The 19,178-nt window shown below is 36.5% G+C and carries 20 protein-coding genes and 1 pseudogene; 12 read left to right on the top strand and 9 right to left on the bottom strand.

Going from position 1 to position 19,178, the window contains the following annotated elements:
• The first annotated feature begins 8 nt into the window (after nt 1-8).
• Both QNJ52_RS08235 and QNJ52_RS08240 read left to right on the top strand, forming a co-directional pair.
• Nucleotides 9-590, top strand: a complete 582-nt coding sequence (locus QNJ52_RS08235) for an HD domain-containing protein (RefSeq protein WP_283722283.1) — start codon at nt 9-11, stop codon at nt 588-590.
• 51 nt (nt 591-641) lie between these two features.
• On the top strand, nt 642-1,208 hold the full coding sequence (locus tag QNJ52_RS08240) for an LOG family protein (RefSeq protein WP_086037993.1): 567 nt from the start codon (nt 642-644) through the stop codon (nt 1,206-1,208).
• Between the two features lie 23 nt (nt 1,209-1,231).
• Here QNJ52_RS08240 and QNJ52_RS08245 read toward each other — a convergent pair whose 3' ends face one another.
• The 3 genes from QNJ52_RS08245 to QNJ52_RS08255 all read right to left on the bottom strand — a co-directional run bounded on the left by QNJ52_RS08245 (nt 1,232) and on the right by QNJ52_RS08255 (nt 4,907).
• Nucleotides 1,232-2,626: an L-cystine transporter gene (locus QNJ52_RS08245; protein WP_219493717.1), complete on the bottom strand. Its 1,395-nt coding sequence runs from the start codon at nt 2,624-2,626 to the stop codon at nt 1,232-1,234.
• Nucleotides 2,627-3,129: 503 nt separating this feature from the next.
• Nucleotides 3,130-4,086, bottom strand: coding sequence for a nuclease-related domain-containing protein (locus tag QNJ52_RS08250; protein WP_283722284.1), 957 nt, complete (start codon nt 4,084-4,086; stop codon nt 3,130-3,132).
• A 68-nt stretch (nt 4,087-4,154) separates the two neighbouring features.
• Nucleotides 4,155-4,907 (bottom strand): MerR family transcriptional regulator, encoded by a 753-nt coding sequence (locus QNJ52_RS08255; protein ID WP_283722285.1) that lies wholly within the window; start codon nt 4,905-4,907, stop codon nt 4,155-4,157.
• A 93-nt stretch (nt 4,908-5,000) separates the two neighbouring features.
• Here QNJ52_RS08255 and QNJ52_RS08260 point away from each other — a divergent pair, with 93 nt between their 5' ends.
• Both QNJ52_RS08260 and QNJ52_RS08265 read left to right on the top strand, forming a co-directional pair.
• Nucleotides 5,001-5,654 carry a Type 1 glutamine amidotransferase-like domain-containing protein gene (locus tag QNJ52_RS08260; protein WP_283722286.1) on the top strand — a complete coding sequence of 218 codons (654 nt, stop codon included), beginning with the start codon at nt 5,001-5,003 and terminating at the stop codon, nt 5,652-5,654.
• Nucleotides 5,655-5,717: 63 nt separating this feature from the next.
• Nucleotides 5,718-5,924: a hypothetical protein gene (locus tag QNJ52_RS08265; RefSeq protein WP_219493721.1), complete on the top strand. Its 207-nt coding sequence runs from the start codon at nt 5,718-5,720 to the stop codon at nt 5,922-5,924.
• Between the two features lie 202 nt (nt 5,925-6,126).
• Here the strand turns inward: QNJ52_RS08265 and QNJ52_RS08270 are convergent, their stop codons facing one another.
• Together QNJ52_RS08270 and QNJ52_RS08275 are read right to left on the bottom strand one after the other, a co-directional pair.
• Nucleotides 6,127-6,519 carry a DUF3147 family protein gene (locus tag QNJ52_RS08270; RefSeq protein WP_283722319.1) on the bottom strand — a complete coding sequence of 131 codons (393 nt, stop codon included), beginning with the start codon at nt 6,517-6,519 and terminating at the stop codon, nt 6,127-6,129.
• 20 nt (nt 6,520-6,539) lie between these two features.
• Nucleotides 6,540-6,899, bottom strand: coding sequence for a DUF3147 family protein (locus QNJ52_RS08275; RefSeq protein WP_283722288.1), 360 nt, complete (start codon nt 6,897-6,899; stop codon nt 6,540-6,542).
• Between the two features lie 180 nt (nt 6,900-7,079).
• On the opposite strand from QNJ52_RS08275, the gene QNJ52_RS08280 reads away from it, so the two are divergent.
• Nucleotides 7,080-7,448, top strand: coding sequence for a YbaN family protein (locus tag QNJ52_RS08280; protein WP_413474923.1), 369 nt, complete (start codon nt 7,080-7,082; stop codon nt 7,446-7,448).
• A 10-nt stretch (nt 7,449-7,458) separates the two neighbouring features.
• Here the strand turns inward: QNJ52_RS08280 and QNJ52_RS08285 are convergent, their stop codons facing one another.
• Nucleotides 7,459-8,481 (bottom strand): LacI family DNA-binding transcriptional regulator, encoded by a 1,023-nt coding sequence (locus tag QNJ52_RS08285; protein ID WP_103214184.1) that lies wholly within the window; start codon nt 8,479-8,481, stop codon nt 7,459-7,461.
• A 165-nt stretch (nt 8,482-8,646) separates the two neighbouring features.
• Here QNJ52_RS08285 and QNJ52_RS08290 point away from each other — a divergent pair.
• The 7 genes and pseudogenes from QNJ52_RS08290 to QNJ52_RS08320 form a co-directional block, all read left to right on the top strand.
• A pseudogene (locus tag QNJ52_RS08290) lies at nt 8,647-10,272 on the top strand (PTS transporter subunit IIBC); the annotation flags it as partial.
• Between the two features lie 36 nt (nt 10,273-10,308).
• Entirely contained in the window at nt 10,309-10,815 is a 507-nt protein-coding gene (locus QNJ52_RS08295) for a PTS sugar transporter subunit IIA (protein ID WP_283722320.1), read from the top strand.
• A 68-nt stretch (nt 10,816-10,883) separates the two neighbouring features.
• On the top strand, nt 10,884-11,705 hold the full coding sequence (locus tag QNJ52_RS08300) for an endonuclease/exonuclease/phosphatase family protein (protein ID WP_283722290.1): 822 nt from the start codon (nt 10,884-10,886) through the stop codon (nt 11,703-11,705).
• A 69-nt stretch (nt 11,706-11,774) separates the two neighbouring features.
• Nucleotides 11,775-12,446 carry a response regulator transcription factor gene (locus tag QNJ52_RS08305; RefSeq protein WP_283722291.1) on the top strand — a complete coding sequence of 224 codons (672 nt, stop codon included), beginning with the start codon at nt 11,775-11,777 and terminating at the stop codon, nt 12,444-12,446.
• A complete protein-coding gene (locus QNJ52_RS08310; protein WP_101035698.1) occupies nt 12,446-13,342 on the top strand; it encodes a sensor histidine kinase in 897 nt (298 codons plus the stop codon). The genes QNJ52_RS08305 and QNJ52_RS08310 overlap by 1 nt, the downstream gene beginning before the upstream one ends.
• A 94-nt stretch (nt 13,343-13,436) precedes the next feature.
• Entirely contained in the window at nt 13,437-14,186 is a 750-nt protein-coding gene (locus QNJ52_RS08315; protein WP_086038006.1) for an ABC transporter ATP-binding protein, read from the top strand.
• A 1-nt stretch (nt 14,187) separates the two neighbouring features.
• On the top strand, nt 14,188-16,149 hold the full coding sequence (locus tag QNJ52_RS08320; RefSeq protein ID WP_283722292.1) for an ABC transporter permease: 1,962 nt from the start codon (nt 14,188-14,190) through the stop codon (nt 16,147-16,149).
• A gap of 137 nt (nt 16,150-16,286) precedes the next feature.
• Here QNJ52_RS08320 and QNJ52_RS08325 read toward each other — a convergent pair whose 3' ends face one another.
• The 3 genes from QNJ52_RS08325 to QNJ52_RS08335 form a co-directional block, all read right to left on the bottom strand.
• Nucleotides 16,287-16,508, bottom strand: coding sequence for a heavy-metal-associated domain-containing protein (locus QNJ52_RS08325; RefSeq protein ID WP_041635787.1), 222 nt, complete (start codon nt 16,506-16,508; stop codon nt 16,287-16,289).
• A gap of 18 nt (nt 16,509-16,526) precedes the next feature.
• Nucleotides 16,527-18,389 carry a heavy metal translocating P-type ATPase gene (locus tag QNJ52_RS08330; protein ID WP_283722293.1) on the bottom strand — a complete coding sequence of 621 codons (1,863 nt, stop codon included), beginning with the start codon at nt 18,387-18,389 and terminating at the stop codon, nt 16,527-16,529.
• A gap of 76 nt (nt 18,390-18,465) precedes the next feature.
• On the bottom strand, nt 18,466-19,134 hold the full coding sequence (locus QNJ52_RS08335) for a Crp/Fnr family transcriptional regulator (protein ID WP_012656193.1): 669 nt from the start codon (nt 19,132-19,134) through the stop codon (nt 18,466-18,468).
• Nucleotides 19,135-19,178 lie beyond the last annotated feature (44 nt).

Below are 19,178 nucleotides of genomic sequence, written 5' to 3' on the forward strand. Positions count from 1 at the left end.
AGGATATAATGACAATTCAGGCAGTGGCAGAATTTGCTCGAGAAATTGAAAAACTAAAAACAGTGAAGCGCAGAAGCGATACGCTGGACGGTCGATTTGAAAACAGTGCAGAGCATTCATGGCAAGCCGCCCTTATCGCTAATGAATTTGCTCCGTATTATCCAGAAAATATTGATATTTCAATGGTCATTCGAATGTTACTCGTACATGATTTAGGAGAAATATATGCAGGGGACACCTGGGTATTTGATGACGAAGGAAAGGCTGATGCATTTGAAAGAGAGAGGGATTCTTTAAGTAAGGTGATTGCGAGCCTGCCGCAAGCTTCTCAAGCTTCCATTCTTTCTTTATGGGAAACATTTGAACGTGGAGAAAGTCATGAAGCGAAGTACGCGCGAATTATAGATTCCCTTATCGCACTTATCAATTTACATGAAGTTAGTGAAGTGAATTATAATCCATACAATCTGACAAAAAGCCAGGTCGTGCGTAAAAAACAGTTTATCGGTGAAGATGCACCTGAAATCTGGGCATACGCACAAGACTTGATTCATCAATGTGTACAAAAAGGATTGTTAATCGATGAATAAACCGTAACAATTTGAGATAATAAAGTATACATTGATAAAGGTGGAAGTGAAATGAGAATTATTGTATATTGCGGTGCAAGTGAAGGGAATGAAGCCATCTATCTAGAAAATGCGAGAACATTAGGTAAGTGGATTGCTGATAATCACCATTCCCTTGTATATGGTGGAGGAAATGTAGGATTAATGGGAGAAGTTGCAAATACTGTGCTCGAACATGATGGACGTGTAGTTGGTGTCATTCCAAAGTTTCTAGCTGATAGAGAAATTGCACATAACGGTTTGACGGATTTAATCGTAGTAGATAACATGTCCGAACGAAAGAATAAAATTCTTGAAATAGGAGATGTTTGTATCGCATTACCAGGAGGACCCGGCACGCTAGAAGAAATTAGTGAAGTCGTTTCATGGTCACGTATTGGACAAAATGACAGACCTTGCATTTTATATAATGAGAGTGGGTATTATGACCTTTTAGAAGCATTCTATGACAATATGGTCGATAAAGGTTTTCTGACACAAGCAGATAGAGACAACGTATATTTTGTTAAAAGTATTGAAGTATTAAATGAAGTGATAGAAAACTATAGAGAACCTGAAATAAGAATATATAAAAAATAAGATCCAGAGCTGGATCTTATTTTTTATGCTTCAGTTTGTTCCACAACTGCGTGCTTGTCATTAAAGATATTACGGTTAAATGTTCCGAGCATACGAGAAGTTACCGTACCACTTAGCATACTGCCATTTACATTTAGTGCAGTACGTCCCATATCAATCAATGGTTCAACAGTAATTAATACACCCGCAAGTGCGATAGGTAATCCCATAGATGAAAGCACAATAATCGCTGCAAACGTTGCACCACCACCAACACCTGCAACACCGAATGAACTAATTGCGGTAATCACTGCGAGTTGAATGATAAATTCAGGTGACAGTGGGTTAATACCTACAGTTGGTGCAATCATCACTGCAAGCATCGCTGGATAAATTCCTGCACATCCATTTTGTCCCATCGTTGCACCGAATGATGCTGACATATTCGCAGTTGCATCATCCACTCCAAGTGCATTTTTCTGTGCAGAAATGTTAAGTGGAATTGCACCAGCACTAGAACGAGAAGTGAAGGCGAAGATTAAGGTCGGAATAACTTTTTTAAGATATGTAATTGGGTTTAATCCAAATACAGCTACAAGAACGAGATGAATAATGAACATCGTAATAAGTGCAGCATATGAAGCAAGCACAAATTTCCCAAGCTCCATAATGCCAGCAAAGTTTGTGCTGGCAATCATATTTGCCATAAGCGCAAGCACCCCGAATGGAGTTAAACGTAAGATGATTGTGACAAGGCGCATAACAACAGCAAATATAGCATCCACCATCTTTGTAAACATTTCCGCATGTTCAGGTTGTTTGCGACGTACGCCAAGCACAGCAACACCGACTAAAAATGAAAAGATAACAACAGAGATAACTGAAGTCGGACGTCCACCCGTCATATCCATAAAGATATTTGACGGAATGAAATTCACGATACGTTGAGGCATCGTTTTTTGTTCCATCGTATCAAATTTCTGCTGAATCTCTGTACCGCGCATTTTTTGATCTTGTCCGATATGAATTTGATCTGCATTTAAATCAAAGAGTAGTGCGGATCCGATACCAATAAGTGCAGCGACTAATGTCGTCGTGATTAAAGTTCCGATAACCCATGCTGCCATCTTACCTAAACGGTCTGCAGCATCTAAGTTGATAATCGAGCGAATAATTGACACCATGACTAGCGGTACGACGATAACCATAAGTAGTTGAACATATCCGCTACCGATAATTGAATACCAGTCAAGCGTATTTTCAGTTATCTTGCTGCCAGATCCATAGGCAACTTGAAGAAAAATTCCGAGAAGAATCCCGAGTGCCATACCAGTAAAAACACGCTTTGAAAATGAAATGTGTTTCTTATGCATTAGAATTAGTAATCCTATAAGAATACTAAGAATTAAGACGTTAAAAAAAGTTAACCAGTTTTCCATCTGATTAAATACCTCCGAAATATTATTTTGTAGACTTTACTACTTTACAATGGAAAGTAATATATTTCAAGAGTAGAATTGAAAATGAATATAATAAACAGAGGTGGCGAACAATGATGAAGTTCGCCACCTAGGTAGTGAGAACAAGATATTTATCGCTGTATGTGGCGAACAAAGATGAAGTCCGCCACCTAGGTAGTGAGAACTAGATGTTTATCGCTGTATGTGGCGAACAAAGGTAAAGTTCGCCACCTAGGTAGTGAGAACTAGATGTTTATCGCTGTATGTGGCGAACAAAGGCAAAGTCCGCCACCTAGGTAGTGGGAACAAGGTATTTATCGCTGTATGTGACGAACAAAGGTAAAGTCCGCCACCTAGGTAGTGAGAACAAGATGTTTATCGCTGTATGTGGCGAACAAAGGTAAAGTTCGCCACCTAGGTAGTGAGAACTAGATGTTTATCGCTGTATGTGGCGAACAAAGGTAAAGTCCGCCACCTACACCTCAGTCATTTACCCAGACAATTTTATAAGTATATTCATCATGCTTTTCTTTCAATATAAATGATGCATGTTCAGAAGCGATATAAGCTTTTCCACATGTTTTACCTATCGATGCATAGTTTTTGCTCATAATTTTCTTGATTGTCGTTTTTCCTATACCTGTGAAGTCAACAATTTCAGATGTTTTTACATGACTTTGTTTAAGAAGTGCTATGGTATCGAATGCGATGTGTACAGCTTCTTGCTTTGAAACACGTCTGCCACATTCACAAATAATACGTCGTTCTTTATTTTGAAACGATCTTAAAAAATTTTTACAAGAAGGACACTTTATTCCTTTCTTCATATCCTGGAAAGGATAGTAGTATATTCTTTCATGTTTGCTGTCTTTTTTATGGAATTTAGAAAGCGTCGTCAAAGCACTAATATCAACATCATTTGGTGGTTTAATGAGCGCATTTACAATACGGTCGATATCCTTATGAAAAATAATATGTGAATGACCATTAAATCCTGTAACAATAAAGTCCGGATTAATAAACACGGCATAGCTTAATATTTTATAGTCCAGATTATGTTTCATGCAAAACTGCTTCAATTTAATATGCGCTCCCTTAAATTGTGATATAGGATCCTTGATAACATAGTTCTGTTCACTGACAAAGTTGTTATCAATAAAAGCATAATGCCCGGAAAAATTTTTAATATCAAAATGAAATAAATAACCATCATGAATCACAAGAAAATCATATTGAACTTCACCGTGATAATTTAACCTCAGATCCCATAACTTTGTACCACCGCAATTTTTAATGCGTTCGTAAAACTGTTTTTCTCCTATATAGCCAGAATATAAACGCTTGTATTGTGCTTCATCGAAATCGTCTAAGGTTATTCGACCTTGCACTTCAAATAAATATTTGACATAAGAGCTTGGCTCATAAGTTTTTACAAACATTTCGTCACCTCTACTTTAATATATACCGATAAAACAAGGGTGACAAATTACAATTTTGAAAATATTATTTATTTTGTGTAATGCAAAATCGTTTCGCTTAAACGTTGGCAACTTCCTTCAACACGGTCGTTATAGTACTGTGCAAATCGCTCATCCTGCACGTAAAGTGATGCCATATTTCTATGATATTCAGTGCTATACATCCCGCTCATTATTTCAAGCCACGACTTATGATATTCAAAAATCTCTTTACCGATTGAATCACTAATGTCCAGATTTTCATTTATCATGACCTTTAATAATCCAAACATCTTACGTTCGGTATCCACCGTCTTATCATATGAATCTTGAGACAAATATTTATAATGCGCATGGCTTTTATTTAAAGACTTTTCATTATATTTGTCTCTCAGTTCTTTACCATATAATACTTCATTCTCTTTCAGTTTTTCTTCTTTAAATGCTTCAAACTTCTGTTGTTCTGTCATTTGAATCTCTCCTTTTTGATATGAAATTGTGCTATCGATGACTTTAATAAGTTTATCGATATGATTTGCCTGTTCGATTAAGCGCTCACGTTGCATGCTGAGGTGTGATAATGTATTCCCGTTTGTTAACATTCCCTTTATCTCTTCTAAAGAGAACTGCAATGATTTATAAAATAATATCAACTGCAGACGGTCCAGTTCTTTAGAAGAATACATGCGGTAACCTGATTCGGTATAATGATGTGGTTTAAGTAGATTAATCGTGTCATAATAGCGTAAAGTGCGTGCACTTATACCTGTAAGTTCGCTTACTGCTTTTACTGTATAATACATTGCATCACCTCCTTTAATTAAATTACACCTTTACGCAACGTTAAGGTCAACAGTTGTGGTAAAATTAATAAAAATTTACACGAGGTGACATCTATGACAAACATACTCATGAGCACATTCCAGGCCAAATCAAGCTGGAATAATATATTACAGAAGTACTTAGAAAATAAAAAAGTGCTCGTCATTCCTTTCGCATTTGGTGATATCGTAAAAAATGAACGAGATTGGCTGAAAATATATGGACTCCGCAGCAAATATTATTTACAGATGGTGAATCCGCTCGTGAGTTTTGGAGTGAATAAAAAAGATATTTCCTGGGCAAAGTATTATTCCGATACATCTCGGACTTTAAAAGAGAAGATTAATAAAGCGGATGTACTGTTCTTCTCGGGAGGATACCCAGATTTAATGATGAAGCGTCTGAAGGATATGGATGTAATAAAATCGATTCAGAAGTTTAAAGGAACAGTTATTGGTTTCAGCGCAGGTGCGATGGTTCAGATTGAAAACTTCCACATTACGCCTGACAAGGATTATAATCACTTCTCCTATCATTATAGTTTAGAATTGTTACATGGATTTGATGTTGAAGTTCATTATGAGAAGTCCGACGACCATGATGCATATATTGATAAAGTAATCATGGAAAGAAATATTCCGGTATATGCGATAGGAGATAACGGTATCGTTATTGTTGAAGACAACCAATTTAAAAGCTATGGAGATGTGACGTTTTATCATGTATAATACGTCCCACTAGATAATTCTTTAAGTTTTATTTATGATAACTATATTGAAAGGAATGATTTTATGCCGATGATGAATGTTTATGTAACGCTTGAAGAGAAGAAAATGATTCAGGCAGTTGCTGAAGCTTTGGATATGAAAGTGTCAGATGTTTTTAAAACATATTCAATGAAAGAAATAGAAAGTAAAGCACGTGATCTTGATATTGATCAAGTGTCAGTAAAGCAGGATAAACAGCATAAAGCGATGATGCGTGAGCTTGGGTTATAGTGTTTACAACTCATTTTATGCGCTTTATAATATTTCTAAAGGTGGCTTTGTGCCGGTTTTCATTTATATGATGATTACAGCGCCTTCCGATATGGAAGGCGCTTTTTATTTTGGAGGTTATAATGAAGGTTAATTTGTTTTTACTTGCGATGATGGCATTTTTAGCAGGGTTAAATGAGCTTGTGCTAGCAGGTATTCTACCTTATTTTGCGTGTGTAGAGGAATGTTTAAGGGATTTATGTGCTACAGCATGATGAACGAGGCTGACAACTTTAGAAATTGTAAGCGCGCTCCCAAACCATGCGATAAATCCTGTAACTATACTCAGAGCATAGTTTGAAGTTGTGCTTAACATACTCCATGTAACGAGTATGCTGATCAAACCGCCAGTCATGCCGAATACAGCACCGCGACATACGTTCGTTGCAAATTTATTACCGTACTCCATACCTGCAATTACAAGGGAAAGGAGGAATACAGCGGGGAATGTTGCGAATATACCGCCAAAATCTTCCCATGGGATTACTTTTGAAATGATATAGCTGAAAGCAACAGTGCTTCCGCCGATGAGGAATTTTAATAATAGTATTTTTATTTTCATCTGAAAGACTTCCTTTAGATATTTTTGAATGCGAATAATACGCAAGAAATAACAAACCAGCAAAGCGTTGATAACACAGCGCCTTTCTTAAATCCTGTCTTAGGTACAAAGTATGATGCGAAGGTAACAGTTAAGATGCAGCTCGTAATACCGATGACGGCACCGCTGCTTAAATTCATCGAAGCATTTACTAAATTTTCGCCGTGGTGATCGACTGATAGTGCAAGTATTGCTGCTAGAAATACAGCAGGAAGTGTAGCAAAGATACCACCGATTTTACCACCTACTTTACTTGCAATGATAGATGCGCCAGCTACTGCAGCACCACCGATGATAAAGCGTAATATTAACCCGGACAATGATATTCCGAACATTCAGGTCATCTCTTTTCTTTATTCGTGATTAATTTCACAATTAAGAATAAGCGTGTTTTAATATATTGTAAAGTCATTTAAACATAATGCCACGTAATTGTCACAAGTATTACTTTACTAACTTGTTGGTAAAACATACTAAATTCCTATACTATTAAGATACGAACAAATTGTAGGAGAATGCTTGTGAAATATTTTTTGATTGCTATAGGAATCATATCGACTGTACTTGGCTTCATCGGTGCAGCATTACCACTTTTGCCAACAACGCCATTTTTACTGCTGGCAGTATTCTGTTTCGCACGCAGTTCTGATCGTTTTCATGAATGGCTCGTGCGAACAAGGCTATATAAAAGTTATGTACAGGAGTTTTATGAACAAAAAGGATATACGATGAAGAAGAAATTTCAACTATTACTGTCAGTATATATCGTTGTTGGATTTTCAATGTATATGGTCGATCATTTATATATTAGGATTGGACTTGGAATAATGTTGTTCCTACAGACGGTGGTACTGTTTACGTTTGTGAAGACGATTAAAGAATGAAAGGCACGCATCATTTTGATGCGTGCCTTTTTGCGATTACTGTTTCTCTTTCAATCAGTTTATGTGGAATAACAAAACGCGTGCCCTCTATTCTGTCACCTTTTATTAGGTTTGCAAGTTTATGCATCGCTATTTGACCGAGTTTTTCAGTTTCTATATCCAGCGTTGTTAAATAAGGATGCGTGAGCGTTGAAAATATTGAATTGTTAAAGCTAATCACTGAAATATCATCTGGCACTCTATAACCATATAATTCAACCAGCTGAATAATACGCAAAGCGAAAATATCATCCAGTGCGATAATTGCTGTCGTATTTGTAGCCTGTATTTTATCTTCAAATTTGATGTAGTCATCTGGCGCATTTAGTGTCAGGCTTTGATGTGCATTTAACTGTGCCATCATCATCGATTTCTGATAGCCGAAGTATCGTTCATAGAAAATGTTCTCTGTTGTCGTATTTGTGATAAAGAGTATGTTTTGATGGCCATTTTTGATTAAATAATCAGTCGCTTGCTGACCGAGGAGCTGGTTATCATTATCTACATAAATTGTATTTGAAAGTGCGTCATAAGGTTGTCCGATTAATACGAAAGGAATACTATGTTTACGCAAATATTCAATGATAGGATCATCAATGACAGAGTATGTAATGATAAAGCCGCCAACTTGCTTTTCAGTATGCATCGCTTTAACATTCTCGAACAATGTATCGATGTCTTTCGCAATTGCAAGAGCTGTGGTTAAGTTATGAGTTCGTGCTTCCCCGTTTATCGCTTCAATAATTTCAAGGAAGAATGGATTAGCAAGACGCTCTTTGGAATCGAGTGGTGGCAAAATGATGCCTATAGCACTCGTCGTACGCTTCCCAAGATTTCTTGCAGAAATATTCGGAACGTAGCCGAGTTCATCCATTACTTTCTGAACTTTCTTCTTTGTCGCCTGTGAGATGCTCGGATGATCATTGATCACGCGTGACACTGTGCTTGTTGCAACACCTGCAGCGTGTGCAACGTCTTTAACGGTTATTGCCATAGTTTTCCTCCACGTTACATGATTTATCTCTATGATGGAGCAAACGATTGCATTAGTCAATACACTTATAAAAGCTTATTAAAGTTACTATTTACAAAAATAAGTTACAGTGATATATTGAATTCAACGAAACCGGTTGCATAAAAATAAAAGGAGTTGAATGTAGTGAAAAAATTATTAAGTTTTGAATTCTGGCAAAAGTTCGGAAAAGCATTGATGGTCGTTGTTGCAGTAATGCCAGCTGCTGGGTTGATGATCAGTATCGGGAAATCGATTCCATTAATCAGTCCGGATATGCAGATGTTGATTACAATTGGTAGTGTCATAGAGAGTATAGGTTGGGCGATTATTGGAAATCTACATCTACTCTTTGCGTTAGCAATCGGAGGAAGCTGGGCGAAAGAGCGTGCAGGTGGGGCATTTGCAGCAGGAATCGCATTTATATTAATCAACCGTATTACAGGTGCGGTCTTTGGTGTAAACAGTGCAATGTTAGCAGATGACAAAGCGTTTACACACACGTTATTCGGCACTAAGATTATGGTGAAAGGGTTCTTTACGAGTGTGTTAGAGGCACCGGCTTTAAATATGGGTGTGTTCGTAGGGATTATCGCAGGATTTGTTGGTGCCAATGCATATAACAAATATTATAACTACCGTAAGTTGCCAGATGCATTATCATTCTTCAATGGTAAACGTTTTGTACCGTTTGTCGTTATTTTATGGTCGACAATTGTAGCAATTGTACTATCAATCGTATGGCCTTATATACAAGCTGGTATTAACAACTTTGGTCTATGGATTGCAACATCTAAGGATACAGCGCCTATCTTAGCACCGTTCTTATTTGGATTTTTAGAGCGTTTATTATTACCATTCGGATTACACCATATGCTTACAATTCCAATTAACTATACGCAACTTGGTGGAACATATGAAATTCTTTCTGGTGCACAAGCAGGGACGAAAGTGTATGGACAAGATCCATTGTGGCTAGCATGGGCAACAGATTTAGTAAACTTAAATCACGCTGGAGATACAGCGCAATATCATCACGTATTAAATACATTTACACCTGCACGTTTTAAAGTAGGACAAATGATTGGTTCAAGCGGTATTTTAATGGGGCTTGCTTATGCGATGTACCGTAATGTTGATAAAGACAAGAAACCAAAATATAAATCAATGTATTTATCAGCTGCAATCGCAGTATTCTTAACTGGTGTAACAGAACCTTTAGAATTTATGTTCATGTTTGTTGCAGCGCCGCTATATGCAGTTTATGCAGTAATTCAAGGTGCAGCATTCGCGATGGCAGACGTCATCAACCTACGCGTTCATTCATTTGGGACAATCGAATTATTAACACGTACACCTCTTGTGCTTAAAGCAGGACTTGGTGGCGACTTGATTAACTTTGTCTTAACGACGATTGGATTTGCAATCGCAACATATTTCATTGCAAATCTCTTAATCAAAAAGTTCAATTTTGCAACACCAGGACGTAACGGAAATTATGAGATTGATGGAGAATCTAACGCAACAGAAGTTGTAGCAGCAGATAAGCAAGTGATTCAAGTCATTCACTTATTAGGTGGGAAAGAGAATATTAAAGATGTCGACGCTTGTATGACAAGACTGCGAGTAAGTGTTAATGATAAAGCTAAAGTTGCGACAGAAACAGAATGGAAGAAAGCTGGAGCAATGGGATTAATCGTGAAAGATAACGGTGTACAGGCTGTTTATGGTCCTAAAGCAGACGTATTAAAATCAGATATCGAAGATTTATTACAGTCAGGCGCTGATATTCCAGAGCCAGAAGAAACAGTGGTTCAGCCAACTATACTAGCCAACTCTGATGGTGCTGGATTTACAGGTCATGTACATCAACTACGTGCAGTTGCAGACGGAGAAGTCATCGATATTACTTCTGTGAACGACCCGGTATTCTCGCAGAAGATGATGGGTGAAGGTTATGCAGTAAAGCCCGAATCAGAAGAAGTTGCATCGCCAGTAGATGGAGAAATCATCAGTATCTTCCCAACGAAACATGCAATCGGTATTAGAACGAATGATGGGATAGAAGTGCTCGTGCATATGGGTATTGAAACAGTTCAAATGAAACAACCAGCTTCACGCGTTGTTGTCAATGACGGTCAGAAGGTAAAAGCTGGAGATACATTAGCTTATATGGATCTCGCAGCAGTAAGAGCAGAAGGTAAGGATACGACAATTATTATCGTAATGACCAATAGCGATAAAGTTGATACATTACAATTAAATAAAACAGGAATCGTTCAAAAAGGTGAAACAGTTGGTACGATGACAGTTTAATCAAAAAGACAGTCTTTGGACTGTCTTTTCGTTATAATGGGGATAATTAATGATAAGGAGCGAATGCAGTGAAAGTACTAACATTAAATACCCACAGCTGGTTAGAAGACAATCAAGAAGAGAAACTAAATGTTATCGTGGCGCGTATACTGAAAGCAGACTATGACATTATTGCACTTCAGGAAGTAAATCAATTATCGGAGAATGACGTGATTGATGCACCGAATAATCTTTGCCCTCTATTGGATCAAACGCCTATTAAAGAAGGCAACTTCGCATACGAAATTGTAGAAAAACTACGTGCCCTCGGTGTAACCTATTACTGGAGTTACGCGATGAGTCATATTGGCTATGATATCTATGATGAAGGTAGTGCATTGCTATCTAAAGCACCGATTGATCCATATGCAGTATTTGTTTCGATAGAAGAAAGTCCTGATGACTATAAATCAAGAAAGATACTATTTGGAAAAACAAATGTAGGCGATAATGAAATGCTCGCAGTCAGCTGTCACTACTCGTGGTGGACGACATTTGCAGAAGGGTTCAGCTATGAATGGAATAATACAATTAATGCATTGTCACATTATGAGCTGCCGAAGCTTTTAATGGGAGACTTTAATAATCCAGAAGGTACAGAGGGATATGCATATGTATTAAAAAGTGACGCGAATATACAAGATACATATACAGTCGCAAAAAAGAGAACAGGCAGTCATACCATCGAGAAAAATATTGCAGGGTGGGAAGAAAACGATGGTAAGCTAAGAATTGACTTTATCTTCAGTACCCCTGAATTTAAGGTATTACATCACGGTACAGTATTTGATGGAAGAACAGAAGCAATTGTGAGCGATCACTTCGGAGTAGAAGCGGAAATAGAACTTTAAAAATACCAGCCATGTGCTGGTATTTTTTGTTTGTTGACTATTATGGCATAATAAAATTGAGGTGAGCATATGAAGATTATGATTGTTGAAGATGATCCGGTGATTCGTGAACATCTTGCTGAAGCACTTAAAAAATGGCAGTACGAAGTATACATTGCAAAAAACTTTAATGATATCATTGAAGAATTTAATGATTACAAGCCGCATATAGTACTACTAGATATTAATTTACCTGCTTATAATGGTTATCACTGGTGTCAGGAAATAAGAAAGATTTCTCAAATTCCGATTATATTTATCAGTAGTAGAAATGATAGTATGGATCAAGTGATGGCAATGCAGATGGGTGCTGACGACTATATCGAGAAACCATTTAATATGACGGTTACAGTATCCAAAGTTCAGGCGATGCTAAGAAGAAGTTATGACTTTTCCATTTTAGAAAAAGGGATGGAGATTAATGGTGTGGAACTGATTCCAGAACAGGCAAAATTGATGTTTCACGAGGAACATATAGATTTAACGTTGACAGAACTTCAGATTATGCAAAGTCTATTTAAAACAAATGGAGGTTTTGTCAGTCGCAATGCACTCATCGAATCATGCTGGGAGTCAGAGCATTTTATTGATGATAATACGCTTGCTGTCAACATGACACGATTACGTAAAAAGCTTCAGAAGATTGGGCTTGATAATTTTATTGAAACAAAGAAAAATGTCGGATATCGAGTGGTGAAGTAATGGGTTTTATTAAATATAAATTGAATGAAATCATTATTATTATCGTGCTTTCATTATTATTTGGACTAATTATGATGCTTTATAATACTCCTTTAGAAGGCATTGTATTAACTGCAGGTATTATTATATTTTTAGGAATTATTTATTTCAGTTACAGTATGATGATATATAAAAAAGTGTGTACGGTACAAGAAGAAAATTTACAATTGAAAGAAGAAATTCAGGACATAAGAAATGAAAAGATCGAGTATCAAAGTGAAATAGAGTCATACTTCCTGTTGTGGGTTCATCAAATGAAGACACCAATCACTGCTTCAAAATTGTTGCTAGAAGCTGAAGATATTCAAACAATTTCACAGATGCGTCACGAGATTCTGCAGATTGATAATTATACGAATCTCGCACTCAGTTATCTAAAGCTAATGAATGAAAAGACAGACATGGTTTTTATGGAGGTGCGAATGGATGACTTAATCACCCCTCTCATTAAACGTTACTCAATTCAATTTATTCATAACGATACAAAGCTGCATTACGAAAAAATATACGACAGTGTATTAACTGATGCGAAATGGACTAGTGTGATGATAGAACAAATTTTAAATAATGCACTGAAGTATGCACGTGGTAAAAATATATGGATCAAATATAGCGAAGCAGAAAATATCTTGTCGGTAAAAGATGATGGCATAGGGATTAATACTTCTGATTTGCCCAAGATATTTGAAAAAGGCTTCTCCGGATATAATGGTAGATTGAATGATAAATCTAGCGGTATAGGTTTATATATTGTTAAAACGATTGCGCGAAGAATGAATGTCTCTGTTTCAGTAGAATCTGAATTAGGCAAAGGGACAACTTTTCATATGAAATTCCCGAACCTTACAAATTTGTAAGGTTCATTTTTATCTTTGTAAGAATAGATGAAGGTCAGGAAGTTGACGACCGAGTACAATTTACATATAGATTAAAATTAAAGGAGTGACTTTCATGTTATTAGATATTAGAAATGTTAAAAAAGTGTATGGAAAAGGTGCCAATCAAACTGTTGCACTAAAAGATATGAACTTTTCAATTGAAAAAGGAGAGTTTGTTGCAATCATGGGTGAATCTGGTTCTGGGAAGTCGACTTTACTCAATATTATTGCAACATTTGATAAACCGACAGAAGGGAGTGTTTTCATAGCTGGACAGGATATTGGTAAACTTAAAAATAAAGCAGTTGCAAAATTTCGAAGAGATTCACTTGGTTTTGTGTTCCAGGATTTCAATGTATTACATACAATGTCGAACAAAGATAATATATTAATGCCGCTTGTACTAAGTAACAAGAAACCTTCCGAAATGAATGAACGTTTAGTCCCTTTGACAAAGCAGCTCGGCATCAGTGAATTGTTAGATAAATATCCGCATCAAATCTCCGGAGGACAACAGCAGCGTGTTGCGATTGCGCGTGCGCTTATTTCAATGCCAGACATCTTGCTTGCTGATGAACCTACGGGTGCACTTGATTCTAGAACGTCGAGTGAAATTATGCATCTATTTCAAAATATAAATGCCGCTGAACAAACGATATTAATGGTGACACATTCGAGTATCGATGCAGCATATGCAAAGCGTGTCGTATTTATTAAAGATGGTATTCTTTATCATGAAATTTATCGTGGTGATGAAACGCAAGCAGAATTTCAAAAACGTATATCTGATAGTTTGGCAGTGTTATCAGAAAGAGGTGTATAAAATGACGCTTAAATTAATTTGGAAGCTCGTCGTTAAGAATTTCAATATGCTAAGAAGTATAATTGCTCCTTTTATTCTGGCTGCCGGCGTAATGTTTGGTCTGGAATATATTATGGTGTCACTCATTAATAATGATTATATACAAAAAAGACATGAGACCTTGCCGATGCTTATTTCTTATGCGAATATCATTGCTGGAATACTGACAGTTATATTCGTGATCTATGCAAATCATTTCGTGATGAAACAACGTAAGCAGGAATTTGCACTTCATATGATTTTAGGATTAGAGAAAAAACATATTCGATTGATGATCTGCTTAGAAATGATCATCCAGATGGTCTTAATTGGATTTATCAGTATCGTGGGCGGTTACTTGTTCGGGAATCTTGTATTTTTAATTCTGAACAAACTGGTAAAAGGTTCAGGTATTACGTTGATGAACTATCCATTCGATGTGAAAGCTGCAATTGTTATAAGTGTGATGATATTATGCGTATATATCCTTCTTTTTATACTGAATCATATAATGATTACAATACAAAGTCCAGTACAGTTGATGCGTTCTCAAAAAGCAGGAGAGGAGAAGACGCGAAAATGGTTTACCGTACTTTGTTTTATATTCGGAAGTATATTTTTGAGTTACGGATATTATCGAGCGATGACTGTTGAAGGTATATTGTCATCTTTTCAGACAATATTTTTTGCAGTACTCGCTGTCATGATAGGAACATATTTACTCTTTATGTCATTAACAATCATCATTTTACAATTATTAAAGAAAGAAGAGAGAATCTATTATCAACCGAAGCACTTCTTTTCTATTTCTGGGTTGATCTCTCGTATGAAAAAGAATGCGATTGGATTGGCAAGTATTACGATGCTTGTGACATTTTTGGTTGTAACGCTGGGTATGACACTGACCGCATATAGAGGGATGGAGAGTCAGGTGTCAGGAAGGTTGAATCAGGATTACCATATCGATATTTACAGTAATACAGATGTTCAGACAGTTAAAAATGAAATTAATCGTTATGCACAAGTTGATTATTACCGACAAGGGGACACTATATTTTTTCCGCTACAGAACATAGAAGGAAACTTGAAGAAGTTGCCTGATAATGCAAGAAGTGCAGATGCAAAAACGATGATCTACGCTGTAGTAACAACAGTGAAAGATCATAATCAATTGCATGATGATCATCTTCAAATCAAAGGTGATGAAGTCATATTAAGTGCAAACACAAGTCGCTTTAAAGGGTATCAAGAAGTTAATCTTGCAGAAAAATCAACTAAAGTTGTGTATAGCGATAAAGATTATCTGGGTAACCAGCTAGCGATAGATGCACTTTACATTGTCGTTAAAGATAAATCTGTATTTGAACAAATAAGGCAACATTACAAATCTTATGATCCGAATAAAGAGAAAGCGATGCCTTCAGAAATCACTACAAGCATGGAGTTCAATATTATAAAGGGTGAGAAAGAGTTTAAGAAACATATTTCTGAAATACAGAAAAAGATTGGAACACAAATTGAAAGTAAGTCAGAGATTAAGAAGATGATTTTTGAGCTTAATGGAGGGCTTATATTTATTGGAATTGTAGTGTCAATTGTACTATTGACAGGTATTTTCTTAGTATTATATTATAAGCAGTTATCTGAAGGTTATGAAGATAAACGTAATTATAGTATTATGAAGAAAGTTGGATTGCCTGATGAATTGATTAGAGCGACAATTCATAAACAAATATTCTGGGTGTTTGGACTTCCTATTATAGTGACATTAGTGCATACACTATTTGCATCAAAAATAATTTATAATCTGCTAGGGGTACTTGGTATTCGTGATAGATGGATGTTTATTACAAGTTATATCGGCGTGACCATGGTTATCATGCTAGTTTATGGCTTGATGTACTTAATTACGAGCAGAAAATATTATAATATTATTAACGAATAATGCCAGCCGCGTGCTGGTATTTTTGTTTGGAAAATTTCTGCACGCACGCGTCCTGGAACGTGCAGCACCTCATTATTATGAGCAAAAAAGAAACGTGCAGAAATTTGAAGTCATTTCGTCTGCACGTTCCTAAATTGTTATTTAACTGATACTTTTAATACTTCGTATCCAAGTTTTTCTATTGCTTGCTGAACCTCTTCGGGTTCAACGATTGCTGGATCAAATTGCATCTTCGCCTTACTTGCGTTAAATAATACTTTCGGTGCTTCAACACCTTTAATATTCTTCAGCAAGCCTTCGATAGATGCTAAGCAAGATGGACAAGTTAATGTTTCGAGTTGTAATGTTAATTGTTTCATAATGATTTCCTCCTAAGATTATTTTTTTGATTTAAATTGAATTAATCTCATCGCGTTTAGTATAACAAGAAGCACACTTACTTCATGAGCGAACATACCTATCGCTAAGTTTACACCGCCCATGATTATACCGATGAGTAGTAAGATTACTGTAATAAGTGCGATTGCGATGTTTTGTTTTAATATGCGCATTGTTTTTCTTGCAAGATTAATTGCATGTGCATATTGTGTCAATGAGTCGTTCATCAGAACGAGATCTGCGGTCTCCATAGAGATATCTGTTCCGCCTTTCCCCATAGCCAGTCCTACATCTGCGATTGCAATTGCTGGCGCATCATTAATGCCATCACCGGCCATTGCAACTTTTTTACCTTGCTGCTGCAGTAATTGAATGTGTTTCAATTTATCATCCGGCATCATTTCAGCTTGATACGTATCCAGACTTAATTGCTGGCTTACAGTGTGAGCAGTTCTTGCGTTATCTCCTGTAAGCATGATGATTTCTTTAATTCCGTTATCACGCATTGTTTGAAGTGCTTCTACTGCATCTGAGCGGATCGCGTCAGCAATCGCGATAATGCCAGTAAATGTATTATCGATTGCGATAAATGTAACAGTATTACCTGACGTTTCTAATTGTTTCGCCTGTTGTTCGTATTGTTCTTGTATCGTAATATGATGGGTCTGCATTAGTTTACGATTTCCTATTAATACAGTGTGATGGTGGATTTCACCTTTAATCCCTTGTCCTTTAACTGTTTTTGTTGTAATCATTTCGGATTGGTCGAAAGCTACTCGTGCTTTTACGTATTCCACGACTGCCTTACCAAGATGATGTTCAGAGGTCATTTCGATTTGGCCGACGAGAGATAATATTTCTTGTTCTGTAAAGTGTGTCGTGTCAAATTTAACAGAAGTTACTTCTGGACGACCTTTCGTTAACGTACCAGTTTTATCGAAGACAAGTGTGTCTACTTTTGATAATGCATCGATCACTTCTCCACCTTTAATGAGCACACCATTTTTAGCGCCATTTCCAATTCCAGCGACATTTGCAACAGGGGCGCCAATAACGAGTGCTCCTGGACATGCAATGACTAGAAATGTAATAGCCAGGTGAAGATCGCGTGTGATAAGCCAGACGATTAATGATAGTATTGCAATACTTGGTGTGTACCATTTTGCAAATCTATTCAGAAACTTCTCTGCTGGTGATCTTGCATCTTGTGCTTCTTCTACGAGTTCTATAATTTTTGCGAACGTCGTGTCTTCATCTACTTTTTCAGTGAATACTTCAATATATCCAGTATCAATAATGGTACTGCTGTAAACTTTGTCATTTTCTTTCTTTGATACTGGGTGTGACTCTCCTGTTATGGATGCTTCAATAATATGAGCCTTTCCTTTAATGATATAACCATCCACTGGCACAGTCCCGCCAGAATATACGACGACTGTGTCACCAATATTAATATCGTCAATATCGACTTTTTCAATTTCTCCGTCTCTTAATCGGTTTGCATCTTGTGGTGCCATGTCAACAAGTTTGCTAATTGAATTACGTGTAATCTTAAGCGTTCTTGCTTCAAGATAACTTCCGAATAAGAATAGGAATGTTACAACAGCTGATTCAGTATATTCATGAATATATAGTGCGCCGATAACTGCAAGCGTTACAAGTAGTTCAATGGAGAAGACTTTCAGCATAAGTGATTGCCATGCTTTTAATGCGATTGGCATCATGGCGATTAATGTTGCGATAATAAGGAAAGCGTTGCTAAAGCTTTGTACATCTGTCCATTTTAATAATAATCCAGATATAAGAAATATAAATGTAATCAGTGTCAATGTGTTTACGTTCTGATAAATCCACTTCTTCATTGTCTCTGCTCCTTTCGTAATATGTGTTGTCCTTTCACATATTATGATAAGGGAGATTCCACTTTAATAAATTGACTTAGATCAATTTATTGAGGTTTTCCTGAAGAATTCGATATGTTTTATGATTAATCTTCTTTATAATCTGTTCTTCTTCTAATTTATTGAAAGTACGATTTAATGTTTCAGGCTGCATACTTAAATAAGACGCAATATGCTTTTTCGTTAAAGATAAGTTCAGCATATTCCCCTCACGATAGTTTTCGATATACATCATTAGTTTAGAACGGCTATCCAGTAATGAAATATTCGTTGTCTGCGTTTCAGATTCTGACAGACGTTTTGCAAATGTTTCGATAAAGGTAATGCTGATGCTAGGATATGTGTGCATTAATTGATATATATCCTCTCTTTTTATAATACAGATTTCAGCATCTTCTAAGACTTCAGCGTAAGATGTGTTGTTCAAAGAAGGATTGAATAATGATATTTCTCCCGTATAGTCACCGTGAGAAAGTATTCTAATCAGCTGTTCTTCACCGTTTTCATTGAGTTTATAAATTCTGACACGCCCTTTATGCACAACATAGAGAGAATCGATTGTATCTCCAGCTAAATAGAGATGTTCTTTTTTAGCAAAAGATCGTTGCATAATCTTGTTGAAAATAAGCTGCATCGTCTCTTCGTCAAGATGATTGAATATAGGTACTCTCTGCACGCATAATTCATAATTATGATGACATTCCATAATGAAGCCTCCGGTATCTTTTAATCTCATCCTAACATATATAA

It is taken from the genome of Macrococcus sp. S115 (assembly GCF_030067655.1).
GTDB classification, from domain to species: domain Bacteria; phylum Bacillota; class Bacilli; order Staphylococcales; family Staphylococcaceae; genus Macrococcoides; species Macrococcoides psychrotolerans.

Excerpts from the sequence above, each read along its gene's own strand:
- QNJ52_RS08235 (WP_283722283.1), top strand. The coding sequence starts at position 9 with ATGACAATTCAGGCAGTGGCAGAATTTGCTCGAGAAATTGAAAAACTA.
- QNJ52_RS08240 (WP_086037993.1), top strand. The coding sequence starts at position 642 with ATGAGAATTATTGTATATTGCGGTGCAAGTGAAGGGAATGAAGCCATC.
- QNJ52_RS08245 (WP_219493717.1), bottom strand. The coding sequence starts at position 2,626 with ATGGAAAACTGGTTAACTTTTTTTAACGTCTTAATTCTTAGTATTCTT.
- QNJ52_RS08250 (WP_283722284.1), bottom strand. The coding sequence starts at position 4,086 with ATGTTTGTAAAAACTTATGAGCCAAGCTCTTATGTCAAATATTTATTT.
- QNJ52_RS08255 (WP_283722285.1), bottom strand. The coding sequence starts at position 4,907 with ATGTATTATACAGTAAAAGCAGTAAGCGAACTTACAGGTATAAGTGCA.
- QNJ52_RS08260 (WP_283722286.1), top strand. The coding sequence starts at position 5,001 with ATGACAAACATACTCATGAGCACATTCCAGGCCAAATCAAGCTGGAAT.
- QNJ52_RS08265 (WP_219493721.1), top strand. The coding sequence starts at position 5,718 with ATGCCGATGATGAATGTTTATGTAACGCTTGAAGAGAAGAAAATGATT.
- QNJ52_RS08275 (WP_283722288.1), bottom strand. The coding sequence starts at position 6,899 with ATGTTCGGAATATCATTGTCCGGGTTAATATTACGCTTTATCATCGGT.
- QNJ52_RS08280 (WP_413474923.1), top strand. The coding sequence starts at position 7,080 with ATGCTTGTGAAATATTTTTTGATTGCTATAGGAATCATATCGACTGTA.
- QNJ52_RS08285 (WP_103214184.1), bottom strand. The coding sequence starts at position 8,481 with ATGGCAATAACCGTTAAAGACGTTGCACACGCTGCAGGTGTTGCAACA.
- QNJ52_RS08305 (WP_283722291.1), top strand. The coding sequence starts at position 11,775 with ATGAAGATTATGATTGTTGAAGATGATCCGGTGATTCGTGAACATCTT.
- QNJ52_RS08310 (WP_101035698.1), top strand. The coding sequence starts at position 12,446 with ATGGGTTTTATTAAATATAAATTGAATGAAATCATTATTATTATCGTG.
- QNJ52_RS08315 (WP_086038006.1), top strand. The coding sequence starts at position 13,437 with ATGTTATTAGATATTAGAAATGTTAAAAAAGTGTATGGAAAAGGTGCC.
- QNJ52_RS08320 (WP_283722292.1), top strand. The coding sequence starts at position 14,188 with ATGACGCTTAAATTAATTTGGAAGCTCGTCGTTAAGAATTTCAATATG.
- QNJ52_RS08325 (WP_041635787.1), bottom strand. The coding sequence starts at position 16,508 with ATGAAACAATTAACATTACAACTCGAAACATTAACTTGTCCATCTTGC.
- QNJ52_RS08330 (WP_283722293.1), bottom strand. The coding sequence starts at position 18,389 with ATGAAGAAGTGGATTTATCAGAACGTAAACACATTGACACTGATTACA.
- QNJ52_RS08335 (WP_012656193.1), bottom strand. The coding sequence starts at position 19,134 with ATGGAATGTCATCATAATTATGAATTATGCGTGCAGAGAGTACCTATA.